Origin of the sequence: Actinomadura sp. 1N219 (assembly GCF_044326405.1) — a bacterium.
GTDB lineage: Bacteria > Actinomycetota > Actinomycetes > Streptosporangiales > Streptosporangiaceae > Spirillospora.
The window spans coordinates 196,435-221,451 of sequence record NZ_JBIRAY010000003.1 but is presented as its reverse complement, the minus strand read 5'-3'; the positions used below and the strand labels follow the sequence as shown (position 1 = coordinate 221,451).

The following is a 25,017-nucleotide window of genomic DNA, read 5'->3' as shown; positions in this document are numbered from 1 at the left end:
GGTTATGTTCTGGAAGAGCAAGAAGCCCGGTGTAAGAAAGTCCCCGCGTGCGATGAGAAAGTCGCATCACTTTCGGATCTTGGAGGCTCCCCCATGCCCCGTCGCCCCCGTGACCCCGGCGTCCCCGCCTCGCCGAGCGAGTACTTCGGCACGGAATTGCGCGCTTGTCGTGAAGCGTCCGGATTGTCCCGGCCGCAGCTCAGCGAGAGGCTGGGATTCACGCCGCAGTGGATCGGCCAGATCGAATCGGGCAATGCCGCGCCTTCTGAAGAATTCGCCCAGGCGTGTGACACCCTCTTCGGGACGAACGGGACCTTCTTCCGAATCTGGGAATGGATTCAGGAACTCGGCAAATTGCAGGTACTGCCCCCTGGGTTCCGGCCCTATGCCGAGGCTGAGGGCGACGCGTCGTACGTCAAGGCGTTCGCGCCTTTGCTGGTTCCCGGCCTGTTGCAGACGCCCGAGTACGCCCGAACGGTGCTGGAGGTCGGTCAGCGGGCCGGGAAGATCGAGGAGTTGCTTGCGGTCCGCATGGAGCGCCAGGTGTTGCTGACCAGAGAAGACTCGCCATGGTTCCTTTTTGTGCTGAGTGAGTACGCTCTCCGACGGATGGTGGGAGGTCGCGAGGTGATGTGCGGACAGCTCGAACGGCTTCGGGATCTGGCGAACGAGCCGCATATCACGCTCCAGGTCGTCCGAGACGACGCCCCCGTCTACCAGGCGAGCGGATTCGTGCTTTTGGACTTCAAGGAACGCGCCAGCATGTGCTACATGGACAGCGGAGGTGGATACGGTCCCCTCCTGGAGAACCCTCGCGACGTGAACGAACGTGCCGTAGCCTTCGATCAAGTGCGATCTGCCGCACTACCGGCTGGCGACTCCGTGCGGTTCGTTCGCACGGTCCTGGAGGGTCTATGAGCGTGGTCAACTTGTCATCGTGCATCTGGCGTAAGAGCAGTCATAGCGATTCGTCGGGCGCGGAGTGTGTTGAAGTTGCGTCGATACCAGTGAATTGGCAGAAGAGTAGCTACAGCACTGACACCGGCCACCAGTGTGTCGAGGTGGCGCCAATGGTGCCGGTCTCGTCTGCGGAATGGATGAAGAGCAGTCGGAGTGACAACACCGGAGGTGCGTGCGTCGAGGTGGCGGATTTGGCGGCGGCGGTGGCCGTGCGGGACTCGAAGGACCCGGACGGGGCGAAGCTGGTGTTCGGCCCCGCCGCGTGGCAGGCGTTCGCGTCCAAGGTCAAGTCCGGAACCCTAGACCTGGCCTGACCCCCTAGCCAGACAGCGGCACCGCTCGACCAGACGGCGTCTGCCTTCCGCTGAGAGCGGCGCGTTGCGGTGCGTCACCGGTCACCGCCTGGACCTACGTCTCCGGCTACTGGCTGGTCGGCACTCCGGCGCTCCGCCCGACGCTTGGCATCTTCATGTGCCTGGCGCAGGAGACGGGTTGCGAGCAAGAGTGTGCCGACGCCTGGATTGGTGATCGAAACCCAGCCTTGCGTGCGATACACCGGGTGCGGGAGGACGGCGTCCGTGGCGGTGTAGTCCCTGGTGAGCACATGGTCGCGGGGCTCCTCACCTGTGAGCGTGACGAACGCGTCCGTGCCGACGTGGATGTTCAGGCGCCAACGCTCGGGGTGGTCGAGGTCGCACAGGGTATCGCCAGGGTAGTTCTTTGTGACGATGGTGGCGTAGGGCTGTTCGCGCTGTGGCAGTTGGCCGCCGGGCGCGTAGTAGAAGAAGTGGTCGCCCCAGGCGATCTCGGGGAAGGCGCTGCCTTCGGCGGGGGCAAGCTCAAGTACCCCATCGAATGCTCTGACGGTCTCAAGGAGTTGCTCCATGCTCATGGTTCAAGTGTGTGCTTGAACTGCTTATGGAGGGTTCGCATGAACCGAGCGGGCGGAAGGGCGTCGCCCATGAACACCAGTGCTGTCGCGGCAGCGTCGGGATACTCCGTGCAGCAGGTTCGTGATCTGGAGGCGCTAGGTGTGATCCCCGCTGCCGCCAGGTCAAGCAACGGGTACCGGCAGTTCGATGCGGCACACGTCCGCGCCCTCAGCGCGTACCGCGATCTCGCTCATGCTGTGGGACCTGTCGAAGCTCGACGGGCGATGCGAGAGGTTCGCCTCCAGCCGCCAGGCCAGGGGGTGGCTTTGATCTGCGGTTTCCATGCCAGGCTCAACGACGAGCGAGAGCAGGCGCTCGCGGCACGCTTTGCGCTGGAGTCGATCCCGGCCGAGGCGACGACCGATGCCGAGCCCGCTGAAGGCGACTCCATGACCATCACCGAACTGTCGCAAGCCCTTGGAGTCAAAGCGTCCGCACTCCGCTTCTGGGAGAAAGCCGGTCTGGTAGCGCCCGATCGGGTCAGCACTCGATCGGGGACAGCGCGGCGCTACACCCTCACCGCCATCCGGGAGGCACGCGTCGCCGCTGCCCTCCGAGCCGGTGGCTATCGCATCCCGGACGTACAGCGAGCGATCACAGCGATCCGCGACCTCAAAGACGTGAGCCACACGCTCGCAGCGCTCGACACCCGACTGGACACCATCACCCACCGCACGCTCGCCCTTCTGCGAGCAGGAGCGTACTTGGCGCGGATCATCGAATCCGCTCCGGCCGCGTGACAGGCGTTCGCGTCCAAGGTCAAGTCCGGAACCCTGGACCTGGCCTGACCCCCTAGCCAGACAGCGGGCGGCACGAGACCGTCGTCGTGGCGGTCGATGACTGGGTGCGCGAGGTTCACGGGTTGAGGTTGCACCGCAATCTGACGCTGATCAGCCCCGAAGGCGAGTACGTGCCCGGCGGGATCGCCGCACCCAAGGGCGCGTTCGCCGGACGTGAGTGGCACAGCAAGCCCGACGGCGTGGCGATGGTCCTGGAGGTGACCTCCGGCGGATCACGGGACCGCAAGAGATCGACAGGCTGGAGGACAAGGCGACGATCTTCTCCGAGCCTCGCGGTGACGACTACACGCACAGCGCCTCGGTCGTTCTTGGTGAAGACCTTCGCATTCCCGCGCCGCTTGAAGGCGTCCTGCCCACCGGCGAATTCTGAGCCTCCGCCGTCCCGTAGGCGATCGCGGTGTCGATGAGCGTGACGCCGGCGTCCAACGCCGCCCGCCGATGTCCGGCCCGCTGACGTCATGAAGGACCTGACCGTCCTCGGGGGGCCGGGGAGGGGATGGGACAATGGGGTTATGACGGAGCGAAAGCCCGCGGGGCTCAGCTTTGAGTCTTGGATCGACGGGCAGATCCGCGAGGCGGAGGAGCGCGGCGAGTTCGACGGGCTGCCGGGCTCGGGCAAGCCGCTGCCGGACGCGGGCAGGCCGCTGGACGACAACTGGTGGATCAAGCAGAAACTGGCCAGTGAGGGTCTCGTGGCCATGATCCATCCGACCCTGGCGCTGCGCAAAGAGATCGAGGACGTCCTGGAGGAGGCGCTCAAGGCGCCGTCCGAGCGGAGCGTGCGGCGGCTGCTGGAACCGGTCAACGAGAAGATCGCCGCCAACCTGCGGATGCCTCCGCCGGGCCCCGCGCTCGGGTACCGGCCGATCGACGTCGACGAGGTCGTGGCGAAGTGGCGGGAGGCCCACAGCGCGGGCGCGGAACGGCCGCGGGGCGCGGTGGGGGAGGGCGACGGCAAGCCGAGCGGCGGCAGGTGGAGGCTGCGCGGTCGGCGGCGGCGTCGCGGCTGAGCAGGACGGTCTGGAAAGGCTGGACGGGCGGCGGCGTCCGGGCTCAATACTTTGCTCTTGCGCTAAGTATCTTGGGGCGCAATACTTAGCCTCATGGCACAGTATTCGGCGGAGATCGACGGTGTGTTCGTCGCGCTCGCCGACCCGACGCGGCGGGACGTCATCCGGCGGCTCGGGCGCGGTCCGACGAGCGTGGGCGAGCTGGCCCGCGAGTTCCCGATGACCCTTCCGTCCTTCATGAAGCACGTGCGGACGCTGGAGGCGAACGGCCTGATCCGCACGGTCAAGGCCGGACGGGTGCGCACCTGCGTGCTCAACCGCGAGCGGCTCGCCCTCGTGGACGACTGGCTCGCCGAGCAGCGCCGGATCTGGGAGGGGCGGACCGACCGGCTCGAACGCCTCGTCACCGATGCGAAGGAGAAGACCGATGAATCCTGATCTTGACCTGGCCCTGGAGCGGGTCATCCGCGCGCCGCGCGCCGTGGTGTGGAGCGCGTGGACCGACCCGTCCCGGCTGGAGAAGTGGTGGATCCCGGCCCCGGCCGTGTGCCGGGTGGACCGGCTGGACGTCCGGCCCGGCGGGGCGTTCGTGACGCGGATGAGCGAGGACGGGGCGGAGTTCGTCCCGCAGGTCGACGCGATCTTCCTGGTCGTGGACGAGCTGGAGCGGATCGTGTTCACGAACGCGATCGACAGCGCGTGGCGTCCGGCCGATCCGGCGCCGGTGCCGATGACGGCGGAGATCAGCCTGGCCGATCATCCGGACGGCACGGACTACCGGATCGTCGTCCGGCACGGCGACCCGGAGGCCCGCGCCCGCCACGAGAAGCTCGGCTTCGCCGAGGGGTGGGGCACGGTCGCCGGGCAGCTCGCCGAGTTCGCGGAGAGCGGGGCGTCGAGATGAAGATCGTGCTCACCGAGTTCGTCACGCTGGACGGGGTCAGCCAGGGGCCCGGTTCGCCGTCCGAGGACACGAGCGGCGGGTTCGAGCGGGGCGGCTGGCTCGTGCCGCACATGGACGAACTCTTCGTCCAGCAGACGTCCGAGTGGCTGGACCTCGCGGACGGCCTGCTGTTCGGGCGCCGCACCTACGAGGCGTTCGCCCGGGACTGGCCGCAGATCACCGACCCGGACGACCCGTACACCGAGCGGATGAACTCGCTGCCCAAATACGTCGTGACCAGCACCTTGCGCGAAGGGAGCTGGAAGCCGACGACGGTTCTGCGCGGCGACCCGGTCCAGACGGTCGGAGAGCTGAAGGCGCGGCCCGGACGGGAACTCCAGATCCATGGGAGCGCGCGGCTCGGCAACGCCCTGCTGGCGGCGGGGCTCGTCGACATGCTCCGGCTCGCCGTCGCGCCGACCGTGATCGGGTCCGGACGGCGGCTTCTCGATCATCCGACCCGTCCCGCCGGGCTGCGGCTCACCCACCATGAGGTGACGGTGAACGGCGTGTTGTTGCTCCAGTACGAAGCCGTCGGCGCCGCCCCCGTGGCGGAGTACGAGGGCGTGACGGCCTTCGTCTGACGGACGCTCGGCTAGGTCATCTTGAGGACGAACAGCACCAGGCTCACGCCGGTCGCGACCACGGCCGTGACCGACCAGGCCAGGACGAGGGTCTTCCAGCGCCTCCAGAGACTCCGGAAACTCTGCGGGCTGCCGGCCAGGTCGGGCCTCCACAGCTCGACGACCAGCCTGCCTCCGAACGCGCTGAAGGCGACGATCGCCGCCCAGGCCCACCACTGCACATCCACCTCGACGGCGGAGGCCGCCGGCAGGGCCACCACCGTGTACACGGCGATCATCGCCAGCATCAGCCAGAGCGAGCGCAGGATCGCGCCCCCGCCCGCGAGGCGCAGCGCGATCGCGGTCGACAGCAGTGGTACCAGCACGAAGATCGGGGCCACCAGCGCGAGGATCAGGTAGATCATGAGCACCGCGAGCACGACTATCAGGAGGAACCCGATGATGATCGTCTCGACGAGCGACATCTCAGGCGTCAGTTCGCCGGAGACGATCTCCTCGAGGAGCGGAATGCCGACGTGAATGAACAGAACGAAGAACAGGAGGACGGCGAGGGGAACGGCCACCGCCGTACCGGCCACCGCGCCGCAGGCGGCGGCCGCCGACCTGGCCAGCGCCGGAACGGTGATCACTCGGCCGTTCACCTGCGGCGACAGGGGCCCCGGGCGGCCGCCCGGGTGAGGTGATCCGTGCCCCTGCATATGACGACCTCCCCGCATTCAAGGCAATATCAGATGATCTCCAGGGCGACCTGTCACGTTACAAACCGCGGGCCCAGGCGACCCCGCAATGGAAGCCGGATGAGTTTCCGCGCCTGAGCGGCACGCTTTTGTGGGACCCCTCCCGGGAGCGCGGGCGAACAATGGGCGAAATCCGCGGCTGATGGGAAGCGCCCATGTTTGATCGTCCGATGTACGCCTCGCCGGAGCCCGCGCCGCCGCCGGTGCGCGTTCACGACCCGCTGGCCGTCGCAATCGGCAACGCCTCTCTGCTGGGCGTCGGATATCTCATCCTGGGGCGGCGCAAAACGGCCGTGAGCACCGGGATCATCACCCTTGTTCTCCTCTCAATTCTTATCTCGGCTGCTCAGTGGTGGTGCGAAGCCATCGTGATTCTCTGGTGGGCGGCCGTCGTCGCACATGGATGGTCCGCGGCGGGCGGACGCGCCGGGCGGGTCACGGTCGGCGGGCAGCGGATGGTCGCGCTCGCCGTCACGGTGCCGGTCTTACTCGCGGTGGGACTTCTGCGGTTCGACGCGTCCAGGATCGAGCAGCGCGTCGCCGAAGCCCGCGAGGACGGCGACTGCGCGCAGGTGCTGAGCGCCGGGCCGAGGGCCTGGTTCGGACACCGCATAGCGGGAGCGCCGGTGATTTCACGGAGCGATGAAACCGTCGAGGCATGTCGGCGGCTCCGAACGGCCGAAGCGAAGCTCACCACCGGACTGGCCACTGGGGACACCAATTCCCTGAACGCTGGATTCGACATTCTCGCCTCGGTTCTAGCCGAACCCGGCAATAGGCGAACGGTCGGGACGTCCATCGACGGATTCCTCGGCCGCCTGCCCACACCGGACGCGTGCCGCACGGTCACGGTCACCGACTGGCTCCGAAACCGGCGGCCCAGCGATAACCCGCTCGACCGATCGGCGGCCGCCGTCACGCGGGCCGCGCCCGCGGCGCTCGTCGGCTGCGGTGACAGTCTCATGCAGGCCAAGGAATGGACGAACGCACGCGCGCGATATCAGCAATTGCTCGACCAGTACCCCCAGGACGGACGCGCGGACGCGGCGAAGAAGGGGGTCAGGCAGGCCACGCTGTCGATCGAGCTGGCGAACGTCCGGACCCTCCTTGAAGGGTCGTCCGACGAGCAACCCAGCTACTGCAGCTCACCGGCGAAGTACAGCGGCGCCGCCCCGTACGGCAAGGGCGTCAACCGGACGCTGTTCTACGGCAACGACGAATACACGGACGACCTCCCCGGCAAATGGAAGGCCAAGGACGCGGCCGACGCCGAACTCATCGTCTGCGTCGGGGAGCGGAAACAGGGCAGCACCGTCGAGACGTGCACCTATCGGAGCAAGAGCTCCGGCAAGCTGTACCAGGTGAGCTTCCACAAGATCGCGCTCCCGGTAAAGGTGTACGAGCTGCGGACCGGAAAACTCGTCGTCAACCGGAAAGTGCAGATCGGCGGCAGGAGCTGCCCGTCCGTCATCAAATACAGCTCATCTTTCCTCGATGACTTCGGCCCGGACCCCGACCGCTACGTCAACCCGTCCAAAACCGACGTCCGCGCCGCCTTCACACCCCTGATCACCCGCTGACCCGCCGGTGTGAGGGATGCGCCGCTACCGGGCTGTTACGGGGAGTGGCTGGATGCGGTCAGTTGGTGAGGGTGGTGCGAGTTTGTCCGGAGGTGTGGTTACCCTGCCGTGATCTGGTGGTTCACGTGGTGTCTGGGTGGGGTGCATGGGCGAAGAGGCGGCGGGGCGGGTCATCGGGCGGGTGCTGGGGACGCAGTCGGCCACGCCGCTGTCGTTCTGGGTCGGGCTCGAACCGGGGACGGTCGTCCAGCTGGACGAGGTCGTCGCGGCGACCCGGGAGGTGCCCGGACGCGGCGAGGTGCTCATCGCCGGGGTCGTCACGAGCGTCGAGGCGAGGCATGAGGGGGCGGCGTACGACTCGGACGTGTTCCTGATCGCGCAGGGCGTCCTGCCCGCGGCGGTCGTGGAGTCGGTCGAGGTGACGGTGACGCGGGTCGAGCCCGAGGTGTACGTGCCGCCGCTGCCCGGCGCGGTCGCGCGCAGGGCGGGCGAGCAGGAGCGGGAACGGGCGCTGTACTTCGACGTGATGGAGCGGCGGGTGCCGGTCGGGCTGGGCCGGGACGGCGAGCCGATCCACGTGAACCTGGAGTTCCTCGACGGGACGCGCGGCGCCCACGTGTCGATCTCCGGGATCTCCGGGGTGGCGACCAAGACGTCCTTCGCGACCTTCCTGCTGTACTCGATCTTCAACTCGGGCGCGCTGGGCGCCGAGGCGCACAACACCAAGGCGCTGATCTTCTCGGTGAAGGGCGAGGACCTGCTGTTCCTCGACCACGCCAACAAGCGCCTGGACGACGACGCGCGGGCCGCCTACCGGAAGCTGGGGCTGGAGCCGGGGCCGTTCGGGAGCGTGCACGTGTTCGCGCCGCCGCGTCCGGGCGACCCCAACGGGACCCCGCACGTGTCGGCGCGCACCCAGGACGTGAGCCCGTTCTACTGGACGCTCGCGGAGTTCTGCCGGCAGGAGCTGCTGCGGTTCGTCTTCGCCGACTCCGAGGACGAGCGGGCGCAGTACACGATGCTGATCGGGCAGGTCGCGGCCCGGCTGGCGAGGCTCGCGGAGCCGGTCGGCGGCGCCGTCAAGCTGCGGAGCTCCGACGACGCGGAGCCCAAGGTCTGCCGCACCTACGACGACCTGGTGCGGTTCGTCGAGGAGACGCTGACGGACGAGGGCACGCGGCACGGGTGGGGCGCCGGGCTCATGGGCCTCGGGACGGTGAACGCGTTCCTGCGGCGGCTGCGGTCGTCGGTCCGGGCGCTGTCGCCGATCGTCCGGGGCGACCTGTCGTCGGACGCGTCGATCGACACGGGCGCGCAGCTCACCGTCGTCGACCTGCACAACCTGCCCGATCGCGCGCAGCGGTTCGTCGTCGGGGTGGTGCTGCGCGGCGAGTTCGCGCGGAAGGAGAGCACGGGCAGCGCCCGGCCGCTGCTGTTCGTGGTGCTGGACGAGCTGAACAAGTACGCGCCCCGCGAGGGCGGCTCCCCGATCAAGGAGATCCTGCTGGACGTGGCGGAGCGGGGCCGGTCGCTCGGCGTGATCCTCATCGGCGCGCAGCAGACGGCGTCGGAGGTGGAGCGCCGCATCGTGGCGAACTGCGCCGTGCGGGTGGCGGGACGGCTGGACGCTGCGGAGGCGGCGCGCGGCGAGTACGGCTGGCTGCCTCCGGCGGCGCGGGCGCGGGCCACGATCGCCAAGCCCGGGACGATGTTCGTCGGGCAGCCGGAGATACCCGTGCCGCTCGCCGTCGATTTCCCGTTCCCGGCGTGGGCGACGAGGCCGGCCGAGGCCGAACCGCGCGAGCCGTCGCGGTCGGGGCGGTCGCGGGCGGCGTCGCGCGACCCGTTCGCGGGGCTCGGGGACGCGGGCGACGACGACGAAGTTCCCCCCTTCTGAGGAGCCTGGAGCGGACATGAAGTTCCTGCACACCGCCGACTGGCACGTGGGCAAGGTGCTCCGGGGCCGGTCGCGGTTCGACGAGCACGTGAAGGTGCTGGACGAGCTGGTCGGCGTCGCCCGGGAGGAGGACGTCGACGCGGTCATCGTCGCCGGGGACGTGTTCGACGGCGCCGTCCCGACGCCGCCGTCGCAGGCGCTGGTGATGAAGACGCTGATGGCGCTCCAGGAAGGCGGCCGGGAGGTGGTCGTCCTCGCCGGGAACCACGACGACCCCCGGCTGCTGGACGACGTGTACCGGCCGGTGCTGCGGCAGCTCGGCATCCGTGTGATCGGGCGGTTCCGGCGTCCGGACGCGGGCGGCCTCCTGTCGTGGACGGCCCGCACCGGCGAGCCGGTCAGGCTGGCCGCGATGCCGTTCCTGTCGCAGCGGTACGTCGTCCGGGCGCTGGAGGCGCTCACCGGCACGCCCGACCAGCACAACCGCGACTACGCGCACCGGTTCGCGCAGCTCGCGGAGGCGCTGACCGAGGGCTTTCGCGCCGACACCGTCAACCTGATCGCGGCGCACGGCACGCTGCCCGGCGGGAGGCTCGGCGGCGGCGAGCGCGAGGCGCAGACGATCTTCTCGTACTACTTCGAGTCGGCGGCGTTCCCGCCGTCCGCGCACTACGCCGCGCTCGGCCACCTGCACCGGCGGCAGCGGATGCCCGGCCCGTGCCCCATCTGGTACAGCGGGTCGCCGATCGCCGTCGACTTCGGGGAGGAGCTGAACACGCCGGGCGCGCTGGTGGTGGAGGCCGTGCCGGGACGTCCCGCCGACGTCCGCGAGGTGGCGTTGACGAGCGCCCGCGTGTTGCGCACGGTGACCGGCACGCTGGGCGAGCTGGAGGCGATGGCGGACGGTCTCGGGGACGCCTGGCTGCGCGTCGTCGTCGCGGAGAAACCGCGCGCCGGGCTCGCCGACGACGTCCGGGAGGTGCTCCCGAACGCGCTGACCGTGGACGTGGACGAGGCGTTCCGGCCCACGGCCGCGCGGCGCCGGACGACCGTCGGCGGGGACGCGGCCCCCACGCCGCGGGAGCTGTTCCGCGCCTACCTCGACCACAAGGGCCACGAGGACGAACGAGTCGTGGCGCTGTTCGACCGGCTCTACGACGAACTCGACGAGCACGGGCAGGAGGGCTGATGCGTCCGCTGTGCGTCCACATGGACGACTTCTGCAGCTACCGCGAGCCGACGTCGGTCAGCCTGCACGATGTCGACTACTTCGTCCTGGTCGGGCCGACGGGGTCGGGGAAGAGCACGGTCATCGACGCGATCTGCTTCGCCCTGTACGGGTCGGTGCCCCGGTGGGGGAAGGAGAACGTGATCCGGCTGGCGCTGGCGCCGTCCGCCAACTCCGGCCGGGTGGCGCTGGTGTTCGAGGCGGCGGGACGCCGGTACGGGGTCGTCCGGGCGCTGGCCCGCACCAAGCAGTCGGTGACGACGAAAGAGGCGCGGCTGGACGAGCTGGACCCGTCCGTCGACCCGGCGGACGGCATCGAGGAGATGCTGGCCGCGCAGGTCCGGACGATCGCGGACGGCGACCGGGTGACCGACGCAGTCGAACGCGTCACCGGCCTGGAGTTCCGCTATTTCACGCAGTGCGTCGTCCTCCCGCAGGGCCGTTTCGCCGACTTTCTGCAGGCCGAGCCGAGGAAGCGGCAGGACCTCCTCGTCCAGCTCCTCGACGCCGGGACGTTCGAGGTCATCATGCGGCGGGCGGGGGAGGAGGCCAAGGCCGCCGAGGCGCGGGCGCAGGCGGCCGAGGCCCAGCTGGCGAAGCTCAGCGGCGCGGACGAGGCGGCCGAGACGGCGGCGAGGCAGCGGGTGGAGCGCCTGCGGACCCTCGGTGACCAGGTCCGTTCGGCGCTGGACGAGCTGCGGCGCACCGACGACGCGATCCGCGACCGGAGCGCGGAGGCCGCGGACGCGGCGCGCTCGCTCGACGCGCTGACCGTCCTCGCCATGCCCGAGGACGTCCCGACCCTGGCGGGCGACCTCAAGGCCGCGACCGGCGAGGCGGAACGGCTCGCGCGCGAGGCGGCCCGGTACGAGGAGGCGGAGTCCGCGGCGCGCGATCGGCTCGCCGGGCTCGGCGACAAGGCCGTCCTGGACCTGGCGGCCAGGGCGCACCGCGACCACGCCCGGCTCACCGCCGAGATCGGGACCGTCCGCGCGGAGGCGGAGGAGACGCGCAGGGCGGCGGCCGATGCGGAAGCCGACGTGGCCCTTGCCGTCGCGAACCTCGAACAGGCGCGGGACGAGGTGCAGCGCACGCGCGACGCCCACACGGCCGCCGATCTCGTCCAGCGGCTGGCGGTCGGCGAACCGTGCCCGGTGTGCCTGCGCGAGGTCACTCATGCCCCGGAGCGGCACGCCCCGCCCGCGCTCGGCGCGGCCGACCGCAATGTGAAGGCCCGCACCCGCGACCTCGAAAACGCGCAGAACGAGCACCGCAGACTCGAACGCGAAACGGACCGTCGCGACGAGAAGCTGGACGGGCTGCGGCGGCAGCTCGGCGCGCAGGACGAGCACATCCGCGCGCACCCGGACGCGGACGACGTCCGGCGCCGCCTGGACGCGATCGGCGCCGCCGAGGAGGAGGCCGGACGGGCCCGGCGGGATCTGCTCACCGCCCGCGACGACCTCACCAAGGCCGAACGGCTCCTCGCCGGGCTGAACGACGAGGCGGGCAGAGCGCTGCGCAAACTGGACGACGCCCGCGACACCGTCGTCGAGTTCGGCGCCCCGGCGGTCGACCGGGCCGACCTGCACGCCGCCTGGACGGCCCTGCTCGCCTGGCGCGACCAGGAGGCGGCGCGCCGCGGCGAAGCGGCCGAGACCCTCGCGAACGAGTTGACTGAGCTGCGTGCCCGGCGGGACGACCGGCGCCGCGCGCTCGCCGCCGACCTGGACGCGCACGACATCGCCGTGCCCGCGTCGATCGACACGGAGACCGTCCGCGAGGCCGTCCTGAACGCCCGGAACCGGGCGGAGAACCGGCTGGCGGACGTGGAGCGCGACCGGCGGCGCGCCGAAGAGCTGACGGACGAGATCCGCAAGCACCGGCAGGACACCGCCGTAGCGCAGGAACTCGCCCGGCACCTGCGCGCCAACAACTTCGAGAACTGGCTGTGCGGCGAGGCACTGGCGCTGCTGGTCGAGACCGCGTCCGCGACGTTGCGGGAGCTGTCGGGCGGGCAGTTCGAGTTCGTCCTCGACGAGAAGAACGCGATCGAGGTGACCGATCACACCGAGGCGGGGCTGCGGCGCAGCGTCCGGACGCTCTCAGGCGGCGAGACGTTCCAGGCGTCCCTCGCGCTCGCGCTGGCGCTCTCGGACCAGATCGCCCGCCTCGGCGGCGGCGCGGCCCGCAGCCTCGACTCGATCTTCCTGGACGAGGGCTTCGGCACCCTCGACCCGGCGACGCTCGACACGGTCGCGACGACGCTGGAACGGCTGACGTCGGGGGGTGACCGTATGGTCGGGATCGTGACGCACGTTCCGGCGCTCGCCGAGCGCGTTCCCGTCCGGTTCGACGTGTCACGCGACCACACCGGCTCGCATCTGGAGAAGAAGCTCACGTGACCACGGCACCGCCGGCCGCGACGGCCGCCGCCATCACCGTCGACCCCTGGGACCCGGGGTACGCGACCTCGCTGACCGCGGAGGCGATCGGCGAGCTGGACGCGACGTCCGTCCGGCTCGACCTGGACGTGGAGCTGCCGTCCGGGCGGTGGCGCCCGATCAGCCCGGCCGCCGGGGGCCTCCCGCCCGCCGGGCTGATCGTCGCGGACGGGGTGCGCCGCATCGAGGCCCGCGTCTGGGTGGGCCACCCGGACGGCGGGCCCGACGGCGGGCCGGATGGCGACATGCCCGCGCCCGGCATCGCCGCGTCCTGCGCCGCCGGGCTCGTGCGCTGCACACCCGGCCGCCCGGCCGAACTGGCCGAGGTGGACGTGCGCCGCTCGCTGTTCACGCCGTCCCCACACGCCGCCGACCTGGTCACATGGGCGGGCACGTACGCCGCGGTGCGGGCCGGGGGCGGGGCCGCCGAGCAGCTTTCCCTGGCGCTGCAGCGGCAGCTGTCCGACATCGAGGTGGGCCTCGCGACCCGCTACCGGACGGCGTCCGGCCACGACGACGACCTGCTCATCGTGGACGGCCCGCTCCGGGGCCGCGCCCACCTCCCGCGAACCATCGGCTACGTGAAGACGCACCACGCCGCCTACCTGACGGGGGCGGAGACGGCCGTCCTCACGGCGCTGCGGCCGGGCCAGCGCACGCCCGTGTTCCTGATGACGACGGGCTGGGCGCGGCATTCGTGGTACCTGCGGCTGCCGACGCCGTCCACCGCGCCGTGGGCGGGCATCGCGCGCTGCGAGGCCGCGCCCGACCTGCCCCGCGACGCGGTCGTCGACCTCGCCGACCACAGCGCGGCGATCATCCCCGCGCTGGCCGGGATCGACTACAAGGACCCGCGCGCGCCGCAGAACCTCGTCCCGATCGGCGGCCTGGAGAAGCTCCTCCGCCACCGCCTGGGCGACGCCGGTCTCCTCTACCGGGCCCTCCGCACCGCCACAGGCCGCCGCTCCTAGCGGCTCCGCCTCCACGTCGGTTCGAGGCCGTCCCCGTCCCCGTCGTCGTCCGTCGTCGGTGTCGTCCTTCGCAGGACGGGGCTCCCGCCGGCGAGGCGGACGGCGATCTCGTCCTCGATGTCCTTGGGGGCGCTTCCGGAGTAGCCGTTGAAAACGGTCGAGAAGATGAGCGTGCGGCCGTCCGGGTCCTCGACGTAGCCGGACAGGGCCGTGACGCCGGTCAGCGTGCCCGTCTTCGCGTGGACGTTCCCCTCCGCGGCGGTGCCCTTCATCCGTTTCGCGAGCGTCCCGCCGACCAGGCGATCGGGCTTCCCGGCGACGGGCAGCGACGCGTACCAGGCCGGGAACCACGCCTGTTCCCGCGCGTTTCGCAGCAGGGTGCTGAGCTGCATGGCCGTCGTCCGGTTCGACCGGGCGAGGCCCGAGCCGTCCGTCATGGCGACCTGCGACGTGTCGACGCCGAGCCGCCCGGCGTACGCGGTGACCGCGGGCAGCCCGGCGGCCCAGGTGCCCTTGCCGCGCACCTTCCGGCCGATCGCCTTGACGAGGGTCTCGGCCATGACGTTGTTGCTCAGCTTCATGAACGGCTTGGCGAGCTGCGACAGCGGCATGGACGTGCGCGTGGCGATCGTCTCGGCGCCCGCGGGCGTCCGGCCCCGCTCGGTCCTGCCCGCCACGCGGACGCCGTGCGCCTTCAACGCCCGGCGGAAGACGTCCGCCGCGTAGCGCGTGGGGCCCGCCACCGTCCGCAGGACACTGGCCTTCGGCGCGCCGGCCGGATGCCTGCCCGTGATCCTGATCGTGTTGGAGCCGTTGCGCCGCTTCACCGCGAGGGTGGACGGCGAACCGGCCGCCCCGGTCGTGGCCCTGTTGTCGATCTTCACCACGCCGGTCGCCGGACGCAGGCCGACCCTGACCGGCCTGCCCGGACGGGTCGCGGCCACGGTGACGTCGATCGAGCCCGCGTCGAAGTCGGCGTTGGGGGAGACGGTGAGCGCGGACGTCTGCGCGGCGTAGGCGTACTGCAGGTCGGCCGGGTCCCAGCCGTCCGGGACGCGGTCGGCGTCGAACCAGGTGTCGTCCGCGACGAGATCGCCCCTGACCTCCTTCACGCCCTTCCCGGCGACGGAGGCAGCGAGCCGGTCGTAGTCGGACGCCCGCATGGTGGTGTCGCCGGTGCCCTTGAGGTAAAGGTTGCCGCCCTTGGTGCTGACCGTCGTCCGGAACCTGTATCCCGCGCCCAGGATGCCGAACGCGGCGGCGGACGTCGGCAGCTTGTTGTTCGACGCAGGCATGACCTTCCCGCCGCCGTTCCGGTCGTACAGGACCCTTCCGGACTGCGCGTCCCGAACGACCACGCCGACCTTCGCGCCCTTGAGACGCGAATCCTTGAGAATGGCGTCGAGGTCGCTTTTCAGGTCTCCGGCGAGGCCCTCACCAGGGGCGGCGCCGGCGGGGAGAGCGGTGGCGCCTCCGGCGATCACGCTTCCGGCCAGCACCACGGCCGCCCCGAGGCTACGGATGATCATGTCGCCGCAGTCTAGGCGTCCCCCTTCTACTACGCGCGGTGAGCGCGCAGACTTGGCAGAAGGAGGGCAGGCACATGGACGAAGGAGAGAGGATTCAACGACCCCACGTCCTGTTCGGCTTCGACGGGACGGCGGAGAACGACGCCGCGCTGCGCTGGGCGGTCGACGAGACGGGGCGGCGCGGCCTCGACCTGGTGCTGTGCCACTGCTGGCACTGGCCCTACGCGAGCGGCCACGTGGACCGGGACGCCGAGGCGATCAGGAAGCGGGCGGGGGAGAACCTGCTGGAGCAGGGCGTCCGGCGGGCGCGGGAGCTCGGCGCGCCGGGCGCGGTGCACGGGCGGCTGATGCGCGGACCTGCGGCGGAGGCGCTGCTGGACGCGTCCGGCACCGCGGAGCTGGTCGTGATCGGCGCGCGCGAGCGGCCGGGCGACAGGGCGACGGCGCTGGAGGTCCCCGCGCGGGCGGACCGGCCGGTGATCGTCGTCCCGGACGGCTGCGGCGGGCGGGGCGAGCTGGTCGTGGCGGGCGTCGACGGGACGGAGCGCAGCGCGGCCGCGCTCGGGTTCGCCTTCGAGGAGGCGGCGCTGCGCGACTGGGACCTGCACGTCGTCTACGGCTGCTGGGAGCCCGGCGCGGTGACCGACTCCGAGCTGGCGCTGTTCAACGACCGGGAGCTGCTGGAGAAGACGCGCGCCGCCGAGCTGGAGGAGGCCGTCGCGCCGTGGCGGGAGCGCCATCCGGCGATCGGCATGCGGGTGTCGCTGCTGCTGGAGCGTCCGTGCGAGGCGCTGCGGGACGCGGTCGAGGACGCCGGGCTCCTGGTCCTCGGCGACCGCGGCACCGGCTCGGACCCGCTCGGCGCGACCAGCACCCGCATGCTCGGCCACGCGCGGTGCCCCGTCGCGATCGTCCCGGGCCGCCGGGCCTAGATCTTGCGGAGGACGCCGCCGTACTCGGTGAGGTCGCGTCCCAGCTTCGACGCGCCCGCGTACGGCCGCAGCTCGGCGGGGACGGGTGCGAGCGGCGGCTGCTCCGGGTCGGGACGCCACTGGACGATGTCGACCAGGCCCGGCTCGACGGCCTTCAGCCCGTCCGGGATCAGCGCGGCCGTCTCGGCGCGGTCGCGGGTCCGCCAGCGCAGCCCGGCGCCGTTGGAGCGGGCGTCGATGTCGGCGGCGCGCTCGGGGTCGGAGCAGACGATCTGCGTGAACGCCAGGTGGCTGCCGGGGACGGCGCGGTCGATGACGGTGCGCAGGATGCGGCGCGGGTCGTCCTCGTCGAGCAGGTGGTGGCCGACGGACAGGAACAGCACGGCGAGCGGCTCGTCGAAGTCGATGAGGCGCAGCACGTCCGGGTGGGCGAGGAGCTCCTCCTGGTCGCGCATGTCGGCGGTGATCACGGCGGTGGAGCGGTCGGCGGCCAGCAGCGCGCGGGCGTGCACGAGCACGATCGGGTCGATGTCGACGTAGACGACGCGGGCGTCGGGCGCGAACTTCCGCGCGACCTCGTGCACGTTCTCGTCGGCCGGCAGCCCGCACCCCATGTCGAGGAACTGCCGGATGCCGGCCTCCTGCGCCAGGTACCGGACGGCCCGGTACAGGAACTGCCGGTTCTGCCGGGCGAGGTCGATGAACTCGGGGAACTCCGGCAGGTTCTGCAGCATGAACTGCCGGTCGGCCTGGTAGTTGTCCTTTCCGCCGAGGGCCCAGGCGTAGATGCGGGCGGCCGTGGGCACGTCGTGGTGGATCTCGGCGGGGATGACCTCGTCTGCGGCCACGGCGCACTCCTGAGACGTCCGAAAAGCGAATTGTCCAGCATCTCAGAATAGCGGGCCCTGTCCCGTTCCACCGGGAAACGGTTAAGAAACGATCATGGTATTCCGACGAGGGCGGCGGTGGCGTCCAGGGCCGGGTCGGCGGGCAGGCCCGGGTCGAGGATCAGCTGCAGCATCAGGCCGTCCAGCAGCGCGGTGACCAGCATGGCGGTGCCCTCCCGGCGCGCCGGCGGCCAGTCCGGGCACAGCTCCTCCAGGCGGGCGGCGACCCGGCCGCGGACGGCCCGCGTCCAGTCCCGCCGCTCGGCGCCCATCCGCGGATCGCGCAGCGCCCTGACCAGCAGCTCCGCCGCCAGCCGCAGGTTCCGCTCCCCGGCGATCATGTCCGGGACGAGATCGCGCAGCGCCTGCACCGCGGCCGGCGTGTCCGGCGCGGCCAGCAGCGCGTCCACCACCGGATCGATGATCATCTCGCCGGCCCGCTGCGCCACCGCGACGTGCAGGCCCGGCAGCCCGTTGAAGTAGTGGTGCAGGAGGCCCGGCCTGATCCGCGCGCGGTCCGCGACGGCCCGGGCCGTGATCGCGGGCCAGCCGCCCTCGGCGAGCAGATCGAGGCCGATCCGCACCAGCTGGTCGCGGCGCGCCCGCCCGCGAGGAGTCGCCGGGCGGCGCGCGCCGGGCGGGTCCTCGTCGGTCATGCCGCCCAAGCTATCCCAACGGTTGCACCGTGCAAAGATCGTTCGCGGTGAGTCGGCCGGTCGCTTCGCGGGCCCTCTCGCAGGGCCTCCTCGCACTGTGCGAGGATGAGCCTTTTCAAGATCTGGCGCGGTCCCGCTCGGAGGCTGAGGTGAGCGACGACGCGGCTTCCGCACTGCCCATGTCGATCGACATCACCATCGAGCGCGGCTGCATCGTCGTCCGGCTGGGCGGCCACCTCGTCGACGGCAACGTCCCCCGGCTGAACCGCTGGATCAACCGCATCGGGCGGCTGGAGGGCCGCGTGCTGGTCGCCATGGACCTGCGCGGCGTCGTGGGCTGCGACTCCGCCGGCGTCGACGCGCTCGCCGACGGCGCCGGGCGCATCCGCCAGTCGGGCGGCTTCCTCGTCGCCGCCAACTACCCCGACGCCTGCGAGGCGTTCGCCGGACGGGCCGTCCTGGAGACCCGCCCCTCCGTCCACGACGCCATCGACGAACTGCACTCCTGGCTCCCGTAGCGGCTTGCGCGCGATCGCGGGCCCGCTACGACGCGCGGTCGCGTTCGGCGGCGAGCTGCAGCGCCACGTCGATGATCATGTCCTCCTGGCCGCCGACATAGCCCGCCTCGCCGACCTTCTGCAGGATCTCGTGCGCCGGGACGCCGTAGCGCTCCGCCGCCCGCTCGGCGTGCAGCAGGAAGCTGGAGTACACACCCGCGTAGCCCTGCGTGATCGCGCCCCGGTCGGCGAACGGCAGCCGGTGCAGGAACGGCTTCACCACCTCGTCGGCGGCGGCCATCACGCCCTGCACGTCCACGCCCGTCGGGACGCCGAGCCGCTCGAACGTCGGGACGAGCACCTCGGTCGGCGAGTTGCCCGCGCCCGCGCCCAGCGCGCACAGCGCACCGTCGATCTGCAGCGCGCCGTTCTGCTGCGCCAGCACGGAGTTCGCGACGCCCAGCGACAGGTTCTGGTGCCCGTGGAAACCGACCTGCGCCTCGTGCCCGATCTCCTTCACCAGCGCGCTGATCCGCTCCTGCGCGTCGCCGAGGACGAGCGCCCCGGCGGAGTCGACGACGTAGACGCACTGCGCGCCGCCGTCCACCATGATCCGCGCCTGCTTCGCCAGCTCCTCCGGGCCGACCCGGTGCGACAGCATCAGGAACCCGACCGTCTCCATGCCGAGGTCGCGGGCGGCGGCGAAATGCTGCAGCGACACGTCCGCCTCGGTGCAGTGCGTCGCGATCCGCGCGACGGACGCGCCCGCGTCGTGCGCCAGCTTCAGGTCCTCGACCGTGCCGAGGCCCGGCAGCAGCAGGACGGCGATCCTCGCGCGGGTCGCCTCGTCCACGGCGGCGGCGACGAGCTTGACGTCGTCCTCCAGCGAGAAGCCGTAGTTGAACGACGAGCCGCCGAGGCCGTCGCCGTGCGTGACCTCGATGACCTCGACCCCGGCGCCGTCCAGCGCGTGCACGACCCCGCGGACCTGCTCCTCGGTGAAGCGGTGCGCCATCGCGTGGCTGCCGTCCCGCAGGGTGGAGTCGGTGATGCGGATCTTCTGCGTGTCGCTGCTCATGTGGTGGCCTTCCTGCGCGCGAGCTGCTCGCCGACGCGGGCGGCGGCCGCGGTCATGATGTCGAGGTTGCCGGCCCACTCCGGCAGGTAGTCGCCGTTGCCGCGCACCTCCAGGAACACCGCGACGCGCGCCATCCCGTTCCAGATGTCCTGGGGCTCGTCGAACTGCGGCTCCGCGCGCAGCGAGTAGCCGGGGACGTAGGTCTGCACCTCGGCGACCATCTTCTCGACCGACGCGGCGACGGCCTTGGTGTCGGCGTCCGGCGGGATCGCGCAGAACACCGTGTCCCGCATGATCATCGGCGGGGTGACCGGGTTCAGGATGATGATCGCCTTGCCGCGTCCTGCGCCGCCGACCTTCTCGATCGCGCGGGCCGTGGTCTGCGTGAACTCGTCGATGTTCGCGCGGGTGCCCGGACCGGCGGAGCGGGACGCGATCGACGCGACGATCTCCGCGTACGGCACCGGCACCACCGACGACACGGCGTGCACGATCGGGATCGTCGCCTGCCCGCCGCACGTGATCATGTTGAGGTTGAGGGCGTCCGACAGCGTGTCCAGGTTCACCGGCGGGCACACGAGCGGCCCCGTCGCGGCGGGCGTCAGGTCGATCGCGGTGACCCCGGCCTCCGCGTAGCGCGGCGCGTTCGCCAGATGCGCCTTCGCCGACGTCGCCTCGAACACGATGTCCGGGAGCGTCGGCTGGGACAGCAGCCAGTCCACCCCCTCGGCCGACGCTGGGACGCCGAGCTTGCGGGCGCGCTCCAGGCCGTCCGACTCCGGGACGACCCCGACCATCGAATGGACGTCGATCAGCTCGCTGCGCATCAGCTTGACCAGCAGGTCGGTGCCGATGTTGCCCGGCCCGACGATCGCCGCGGTCAGTCTGCTCACGATGCCTCCTCCTTTCCGAATCCGAACTCTCCGAATCTCGCGGTCACGGCGCCGATCCCGGCGAACTCCGCGGTGAGCGTCTCGCCGGGCGCGACCGGGACGGCCGCCGTGATCGAGCCGGGCAGCACCACGTGTCCCGCCTCCAGGGCCACGCCGCGCTCCCCGAGGACGTTCGCCAGCCACACCAGCGCGTTGATCGGCGAGCCGAGCACCGCGCCGCCCGCGCCCGTGTCGACCAGGTCGCCGTCGCGGCGGAGCAGGCAGCCCATCAGCGACAGGTCCAGCCCGTCCAGCCGGACGGGACGGGTGCCGAGCACCACGCCGCCGCTGGAGGCGTTGTCGGCGATCGTGTCCGGCAGCGTGATCTTCCAGTCGGCGATGCGGGAGTCGATGATCTCCAGCGCGGGCAGCACGTACTCCACGGCGGCGACCGCGTCCGCAGCCGTCGCGCCGGGACCGGACAGCGGGCGGCCCAGCACGAACGCGATCTCCGGCTCGATCCGCGGCTGCAGGAACCGGCCGGTGTCGATCGGGGCGCTGTCCTGGAAGAACATCGTGTGCAGCAGGACGCCGAAGTCGGGCTGGTCCACGCCCATCTGGCGCTGCATCGCGGCCGACGTCAGCCCGACCTTGTGGCCCTTGATCCGCGCGCCCGCCCGCGTCCACGCCTCGACCTGCGCGAGCTGGACCGCGTAGGCGTCGGCCACCGACATGTCCGGATGGCCCGCCGTCAGCGGCGCGATGGGGGTGCGGGTCGCGTACGCGTCGAGCAGAGCGGCCGCGGCCTTCTCCACGGAACCCGGGTCCATGAACCGTCCTTTCGTCGTCGCGCATCGTCTGGGTGCAGGGCGAGCCTTTCCCACCTGGGGCGATGCGGGCAACGCGGACGTCCCGCGTGGTGGGACACTTCTTGCATGGAGCCTCGATGACGTCCGGCGACGACTCGTTCCTGCGCCGCGCCGTCGCCGTGCTGGCCGCGTTCCGCCCGGACGACGACGGCCTCGGCGCCGCCGAGCTCGCCCGCCGCAGCGGCCTGCCGAAGTCGACCGCGCACCGGATCGCGCTCGACCTGGTCGAGGCGGGGCTGCTGGAGCGGCAGGGCACGCGGGTGCGGCTCGGGCTGAAGCTGTTCGAGATCGGGCAGCGGGTGCCGCGGCAGCGGGTGCTGCGCGACGCCGCCGTCCCGTACATGTCGGACCTACGGGAGGCGACGCGGCAGACCGTCCACCTGGCGGTGCTGGAGGGCGGCGAGGTCGTCTACGTGGAGATCCTCGGCTCGTCGGGCGGGCCGCGGCTGCCGTCCCAGGTCGGCGGGCGGCTGCCCGCGCACGTCACGGGGGTCGGGAAGGCGATCCTGGCGTTCTCCCCGGCGGACGTGGTGAAGGGCGTCCTGGAGGCGGATCTCGTCAAGACGAGCGAGCGGAGCGTCACCGCGCCGGGGCTTCTCGCGAAGGAGCTGGAGAGGATCCGGCGGGAGGGCGTCGCCTACGACCGGGAGGAGTCGGGGAAGGGAATCGTGTGCGCGGCGAGCCCCGTCCTGGGGCCGGACGGCCTGGCGCTGGGCGCGCTGTCGGTGTCGGGCTGGTCGACCAAGATGCGGCTGGCCGTGGTCGCCCCGGCCGTTCACACCGCGGCGCTCACGCTGTCGCGCACGCTGGGCGGGGAGCCTTAGCTCTCCTTGTCCGGCAAATGGCGGGCGAGGAGTTGCGCGAGATGCTCGCCGTCGCGGTCGGAGAGCTCGCGGAGCTGGGTGCGGCAGCTGAACCCGTCGGCCAGGACGACGTCGTTTTCCCCTGTTTTCCTAACGGCCGGGAGCAATTGCTCCTCGGCGACCGCGACCGACACGTCGTGATGGCCCTTCTCGACGCCGAAGTTTCCGGCGAGCCCGCAGCAGTTTCCGAGCCGGTCGACGTCGGCGCCCGCCTTCTTGAGAAGGGCGGCGTCTTTCGTCCAGCCCATGACGGCGTGGTGATGGCAGTGCGGCTGGGCGATCCCTTCGACGCCGGACAGGTCGGGCGGCGTCCAGCCGGGGGTCTCGGCGAGCAGCTCGGCGAGCGTGCGGGTCGCGGCGGCCACCTCGCGGGCGGCGGCCGCGTCCACTCCGCTGAGCAGTTCCTCCGCGTCGGAGCGCAGGACGCCCGTGCAGGACGGCTCCATCCCGACGACCTTCGCGCCGCGCCGCACGTGGGGGAGCAGCGCCCGGACGGTGCGCCCGGCCTGCGCGCGCGCCCCGTCCAGCTGGCCGGTCGAGATCCAGGTGATCCCGCAGCACACGGGACGTTCGGTGACGGACACGCGGTATCCGGCGTGCTCCAGGACCTTCACGGTCGCCTTGCCGACGTCGGGGGAGAAGGCGTCGGTGAAGCTGTCGACGAACAGGACGACGTCGCCGTTCCGCCCCTCGATTGACTCATGGGACGCGAACCAGCGGCGGAACGTCACCGGCGCGAACGCGGGCAGCGTCCGGCGGCGGTCGATGCCCGCACCCCACGCGACCAGCGGTTTCAGCGCCCGCACCCGCATCGCCGCGTTCATGGCCTTGATCGCCGCCGGGGTCCTGGCGGCGAGGCGCGTCCAGCGGGGGAGCCAGCCGAGCGCGTAGTGGGAACGCGGCCTGATCCTCCGCCGGTACCGCCGGTGCAGCGCCTCCGCCTTGTAGGACGCCATGTCGATCCCGGTCGGGCAGTCGGACGCGCACCCCTTGCACGACAGGCACAGGTCGAGCACGTCGTGCAGGGCCTCGGATTTCCAGCCGTCCGGCCCGAGTTTCCCGTTGACGACCTCCTGCAGCACCCGCGCCCGCCCGCGCGTGGAGTCCTTCTCCTCCTTCGTCGCCAGGTAGGACGGGCACATGACGCCGCCCGCGCCGGTGTTGTCCGCCCGGCATTTGCCCACTCCCGTACAGCGGTGCACGGCCCGGGAGAGATCGCCGCGATCGTCCCGGAAGGCGAGGCCCAGCCCGCGCTTCAGCGGGACGACCTGCGCCGGACGCAGATCGGCGTCCACCGCCGCCGGACGGACGATGATTCCAGGATTCAGCAGGTCATCCGGATCGAAGACGTCCTTGACGGCCGAGCACAACGCCAATGCCTCCGCCGAATACATGTGCGGCAGCAATTCGCTCCGGGCGCGTCCGTCGCCGTGCTCGCCCGACATGGTGCCGCCGTGCCGTGCCGCGAGCGTCGCCGCCTCGTTCAGGAAACTCCGAAAAACACGCGTCCCGTCGGCGCCGTCCCGGCCGAAGGGGAAGTCGATGCGGACGTGGATGCACCCGTCGCCGAAATGCCCGTAGGGAACGCCGAACAGGTCGTAACCGTCCAGCAGCGCCTCAAGCTCCCGCAGGTATTCGCCGAGCCGGTCCGGCGGGACGGCCGAGTCCTCCCACCCGGCGTGGGCCTGCTCGCCGCCGGGCGTCCGCGCCACGAGCCCGGACCCGTCCTCCCGGATCCGCCACAGCGCGTCGCCGAGCGCCATGTCCTCGACGAACATCGAGTCGACGCAGCCCGACTCCTTCACGACCCGCTGCGCGGTCGCGCGCAACGCACCGATGTCCGCCCCGGCGAGCTCCACGAGCATCCACCCGGACCCGCGCGGCAGCGGCGGCACCGCGTCGGGCCCGCGCCGCTCCCGCACCACCCCGGTGATCCGCGAGTCGAGCCCCTCGCACGCCACGGGCCCGAACGGCAGGATCGCCGGGACGGCGTCGGCAGCCTCCGCCATCGACCCGTACCCGAGGACGACCAGCAGCCGGCACGCGGGCTCCCGCACCATCCGGATCCGCGCCGCCATCGTCAGCGCCAGCGTCCCCTCGCTCCCCACCAGGGCCCGCGCGACGTCGAACCCGTTCTCCGGCAGCAGATGCTCCAGCGAGTAGCCGGACACCTGGCGTCCGAACCGCCCGAACTCCGTCCGGATCACCGCGAGCCGCTCGCCCACGAGCCCCCGCAGCCGATCGAGAGCCGCGCTCTCGCCCCCCGCGCCCGGCATGTCGCCGAGCCGCAGCCGCTCGCCCGACCCCGCGACGACGTCGAGCCCGAGCACGTTGTCGCTGGTCCGCCCGTAGCCGAGCGCCCGCGACCCGCACGCGTTGTTGCCGATCATCCCGCCGAGCGTCGCCCGCGTCCGCGTCGACGGATCGGGCCCGAACCGCAGCCCGTGCCGCCCCGCCACCTGATGCAGCCGCGCCTGGACGATCCCCGGCTCGACCAGCGCCGTCCCCGCCTCCGGGTCGATCTCCAGGACGCGGTTCAGGTGCCTGCTGAGGTCCACGACCACGCCGGGACCGACCGCGTTGCCCGCGATGGACGTCCCGCCGCCCCGCATCGTCAGCGGCACGCCCGCGTCCCGGCACACGCCGAGCACGGCCGGCAGCTCGCCCGCCTCCCGCGGCGTCACCACCACCCGCGGCGGGACCCGGTACAGCGAGGCGTCGGACGAGTACATCGACCGGGCGAGCGCG

Annotated in this window: 24 protein-coding genes; 15 read left to right on the top strand and 9 right to left on the bottom strand. The window is 71.6% G+C overall.

The genetic code is table 11. The annotated features are described in order from the left end of the window. Positions 1 to 93 precede the first annotated feature (93 nt). Together ACH35V_RS13170 and ACH35V_RS13165 are read left to right on the top strand one after the other, a co-directional pair. Positions 94 to 918: a Scr1 family TA system antitoxin-like transcriptional regulator gene (locus tag ACH35V_RS13170; RefSeq protein WP_395972310.1), complete on the top strand. Its 825-nt coding sequence runs from the start codon at positions 94 to 96 to the stop codon at positions 916 to 918. Next, positions 915 to 1,274, top strand: coding sequence for a DUF397 domain-containing protein (locus tag ACH35V_RS13165; RefSeq protein WP_395972309.1), 360 nt, complete (start codon positions 915 to 917; stop codon positions 1,272 to 1,274). Before ACH35V_RS13170 ends, ACH35V_RS13165 begins: the two co-directional genes overlap by 4 nt. A gap of 74 nt (positions 1,275 to 1,348) precedes the next feature. On the opposite strand, the gene ACH35V_RS13160 is transcribed toward ACH35V_RS13165, so the two are convergent. Beyond that, positions 1,349 to 1,852, bottom strand: coding sequence for a DUF6194 family protein (locus ACH35V_RS13160; RefSeq protein ID WP_395972308.1), 504 nt, complete (start codon positions 1,850 to 1,852; stop codon positions 1,349 to 1,351). Between the two features lie 69 nt (positions 1,853 to 1,921). Here ACH35V_RS13160 and ACH35V_RS13155 point away from each other — a divergent pair, with 69 nt between their 5' ends. The 5 genes from ACH35V_RS13155 to ACH35V_RS13135 all read left to right on the top strand — a co-directional run bounded on the left by ACH35V_RS13155 (position 1,922) and on the right by ACH35V_RS13135 (position 5,229). Further along, positions 1,922 to 2,632 (top strand): MerR family transcriptional regulator, encoded by a 711-nt coding sequence (locus ACH35V_RS13155; protein ID WP_395972306.1) that lies wholly within the window; start codon positions 1,922 to 1,924, stop codon positions 2,630 to 2,632. A gap of 572 nt (positions 2,633 to 3,204) precedes the next feature. Further along, positions 3,205 to 3,702, top strand: coding sequence for a DUF1992 domain-containing protein (locus ACH35V_RS13150; RefSeq protein ID WP_395972305.1), 498 nt, complete (start codon positions 3,205 to 3,207; stop codon positions 3,700 to 3,702). 93 nt (positions 3,703 to 3,795) lie between these two features. Then, entirely contained in the window at positions 3,796 to 4,140 is a 345-nt protein-coding gene (locus ACH35V_RS13145) for an ArsR/SmtB family transcription factor (protein ID WP_395972304.1), read from the top strand. After that, complete coding sequence (locus ACH35V_RS13140; RefSeq protein WP_395972303.1) at positions 4,130 to 4,606, top strand: SRPBCC domain-containing protein; 477 nt, start codon at positions 4,130 to 4,132, stop codon at positions 4,604 to 4,606. Before ACH35V_RS13145 ends, ACH35V_RS13140 begins: the two co-directional genes overlap by 11 nt. After that, positions 4,603 to 5,229, top strand: a complete 627-nt coding sequence (locus tag ACH35V_RS13135) for a dihydrofolate reductase family protein (protein WP_395972301.1) — start codon at positions 4,603 to 4,605, stop codon at positions 5,227 to 5,229. The genes ACH35V_RS13140 and ACH35V_RS13135 overlap by 4 nt, the downstream gene beginning before the upstream one ends. Before the next feature lie 11 nt (positions 5,230 to 5,240). Here ACH35V_RS13135 and ACH35V_RS13130 read toward each other — a convergent pair whose 3' ends face one another. Next, the gene (locus ACH35V_RS13130; RefSeq protein WP_395972300.1) at positions 5,241 to 5,858 is read right to left on the bottom strand and encodes a hypothetical protein; all 618 of its coding nucleotides are present in this window, start codon (positions 5,856 to 5,858) and stop codon (positions 5,241 to 5,243) included. Positions 5,859 to 6,121: 263 nt separating this feature from the next. Between ACH35V_RS13130 and ACH35V_RS13125 the strand changes: the two genes are divergently transcribed. The 5 genes from ACH35V_RS13125 (at position 6,122) to ACH35V_RS13105 (ending at position 14,086) form a co-directional block, all read left to right on the top strand. Next, positions 6,122 to 7,546, top strand: a complete 1,425-nt coding sequence (locus tag ACH35V_RS13125; RefSeq protein ID WP_395972299.1) for a hypothetical protein — start codon at positions 6,122 to 6,124, stop codon at positions 7,544 to 7,546. Positions 7,547 to 7,691: 145 nt separating this feature from the next. Further along, entirely contained in the window at positions 7,692 to 9,443 is a 1,752-nt protein-coding gene (locus tag ACH35V_RS13120) for an ATP-binding protein (RefSeq protein ID WP_395972298.1), read from the top strand. A gap of 16 nt (positions 9,444 to 9,459) precedes the next feature. After that, positions 9,460 to 10,632 carry an exonuclease SbcCD subunit D gene (locus tag ACH35V_RS13115; protein ID WP_395972297.1) on the top strand — a complete coding sequence of 391 codons (1,173 nt, stop codon included), beginning with the start codon at positions 9,460 to 9,462 and terminating at the stop codon, positions 10,630 to 10,632. Continuing rightward, positions 10,632 to 13,076, top strand: coding sequence for an AAA family ATPase (locus ACH35V_RS13110; protein ID WP_395972295.1), 2,445 nt, complete (start codon positions 10,632 to 10,634; stop codon positions 13,074 to 13,076). The genes ACH35V_RS13115 and ACH35V_RS13110 overlap by 1 nt, the downstream gene beginning before the upstream one ends. Further along, positions 13,073 to 14,086 carry a hypothetical protein gene (locus ACH35V_RS13105; protein ID WP_395972294.1) on the top strand — a complete coding sequence of 338 codons (1,014 nt, stop codon included), beginning with the start codon at positions 13,073 to 13,075 and terminating at the stop codon, positions 14,084 to 14,086. The genes ACH35V_RS13110 and ACH35V_RS13105 overlap by 4 nt, the downstream gene beginning before the upstream one ends. Here ACH35V_RS13105 and dacB read toward each other — a convergent pair. Continuing rightward, a complete protein-coding gene (gene dacB / locus ACH35V_RS13100; RefSeq protein WP_395972293.1) occupies positions 14,083 to 15,615 on the bottom strand; it encodes a D-alanyl-D-alanine carboxypeptidase/D-alanyl-D-alanine-endopeptidase in 1,533 nt (510 codons plus the stop codon). The genes ACH35V_RS13105 and dacB overlap by 4 nt on opposite strands. 38 nt (positions 15,616 to 15,653) lie before the next feature. Here dacB and ACH35V_RS13095 point away from each other — a divergent pair, with 38 nt between their 5' ends. Continuing rightward, positions 15,654 to 16,547 (top strand): universal stress protein, encoded by an 894-nt coding sequence (locus ACH35V_RS13095; protein ID WP_395972292.1) that lies wholly within the window; start codon positions 15,654 to 15,656, stop codon positions 16,545 to 16,547. Here ACH35V_RS13095 and ACH35V_RS13090 read toward each other — a convergent pair. Further along, positions 16,544 to 17,395, bottom strand: coding sequence for an SAM-dependent methyltransferase (locus ACH35V_RS13090; protein ID WP_395972291.1), 852 nt, complete (start codon positions 17,393 to 17,395; stop codon positions 16,544 to 16,546). The genes ACH35V_RS13095 and ACH35V_RS13090 overlap by 4 nt on opposite strands. Before the next feature lie 92 nt (positions 17,396 to 17,487). After that, the gene (locus tag ACH35V_RS13085) at positions 17,488 to 18,090 is read right to left on the bottom strand and encodes a TetR/AcrR family transcriptional regulator (protein ID WP_395972290.1); all 603 of its coding nucleotides are present in this window, start codon (positions 18,088 to 18,090) and stop codon (positions 17,488 to 17,490) included. Between the two features lie 149 nt (positions 18,091 to 18,239). Here ACH35V_RS13085 and ACH35V_RS13080 point away from each other — a divergent pair, with 149 nt between their 5' ends. Then, positions 18,240 to 18,608: an STAS domain-containing protein gene (locus tag ACH35V_RS13080; RefSeq protein ID WP_395972289.1), complete on the top strand. Its 369-nt coding sequence runs from the start codon at positions 18,240 to 18,242 to the stop codon at positions 18,606 to 18,608. Between the two features lie 25 nt (positions 18,609 to 18,633). On the opposite strand, the gene dmpG is transcribed toward ACH35V_RS13080, so the two are convergent. From dmpG to ACH35V_RS13065, 3 genes are read right to left on the bottom strand one after another with little or no spacing between them, the layout of a single operon-like run. Then, a complete protein-coding gene (gene dmpG / locus ACH35V_RS13075) occupies positions 18,634 to 19,665 on the bottom strand; it encodes a 4-hydroxy-2-oxovalerate aldolase (protein WP_395972287.1) in 1,032 nt (343 codons plus the stop codon). Further along, on the bottom strand, positions 19,662 to 20,561 hold the full coding sequence (locus ACH35V_RS13070) for an acetaldehyde dehydrogenase (acetylating) (RefSeq protein WP_395972736.1): 900 nt from the start codon (positions 20,559 to 20,561) through the stop codon (positions 19,662 to 19,664). The genes dmpG and ACH35V_RS13070 overlap by 4 nt, the downstream gene beginning before the upstream one ends. After that, positions 20,555 to 21,367, bottom strand: a complete 813-nt coding sequence (locus tag ACH35V_RS13065; RefSeq protein ID WP_395972286.1) for a 2-keto-4-pentenoate hydratase — start codon at positions 21,365 to 21,367, stop codon at positions 20,555 to 20,557. The genes ACH35V_RS13070 and ACH35V_RS13065 overlap by 7 nt, the downstream gene beginning before the upstream one ends. 116 nt (positions 21,368 to 21,483) lie before the next feature. Between ACH35V_RS13065 and ACH35V_RS13060 the strand changes: the two genes are divergently transcribed. Further along, the gene (locus ACH35V_RS13060) at positions 21,484 to 22,230 is read left to right on the top strand and encodes an IclR family transcriptional regulator (protein WP_395972285.1); all 747 of its coding nucleotides are present in this window, start codon (positions 21,484 to 21,486) and stop codon (positions 22,228 to 22,230) included. Here ACH35V_RS13060 and ACH35V_RS13055 read toward each other — a convergent pair. Next, the gene (locus ACH35V_RS13055) at positions 22,227 to 25,001 is read right to left on the bottom strand and encodes an FAD-binding and (Fe-S)-binding domain-containing protein (RefSeq protein WP_395972735.1); all 2,775 of its coding nucleotides are present in this window, start codon (positions 24,999 to 25,001) and stop codon (positions 22,227 to 22,229) included. The genes ACH35V_RS13060 and ACH35V_RS13055 overlap by 4 nt on opposite strands. Positions 25,002 to 25,017 lie beyond the last annotated feature (16 nt).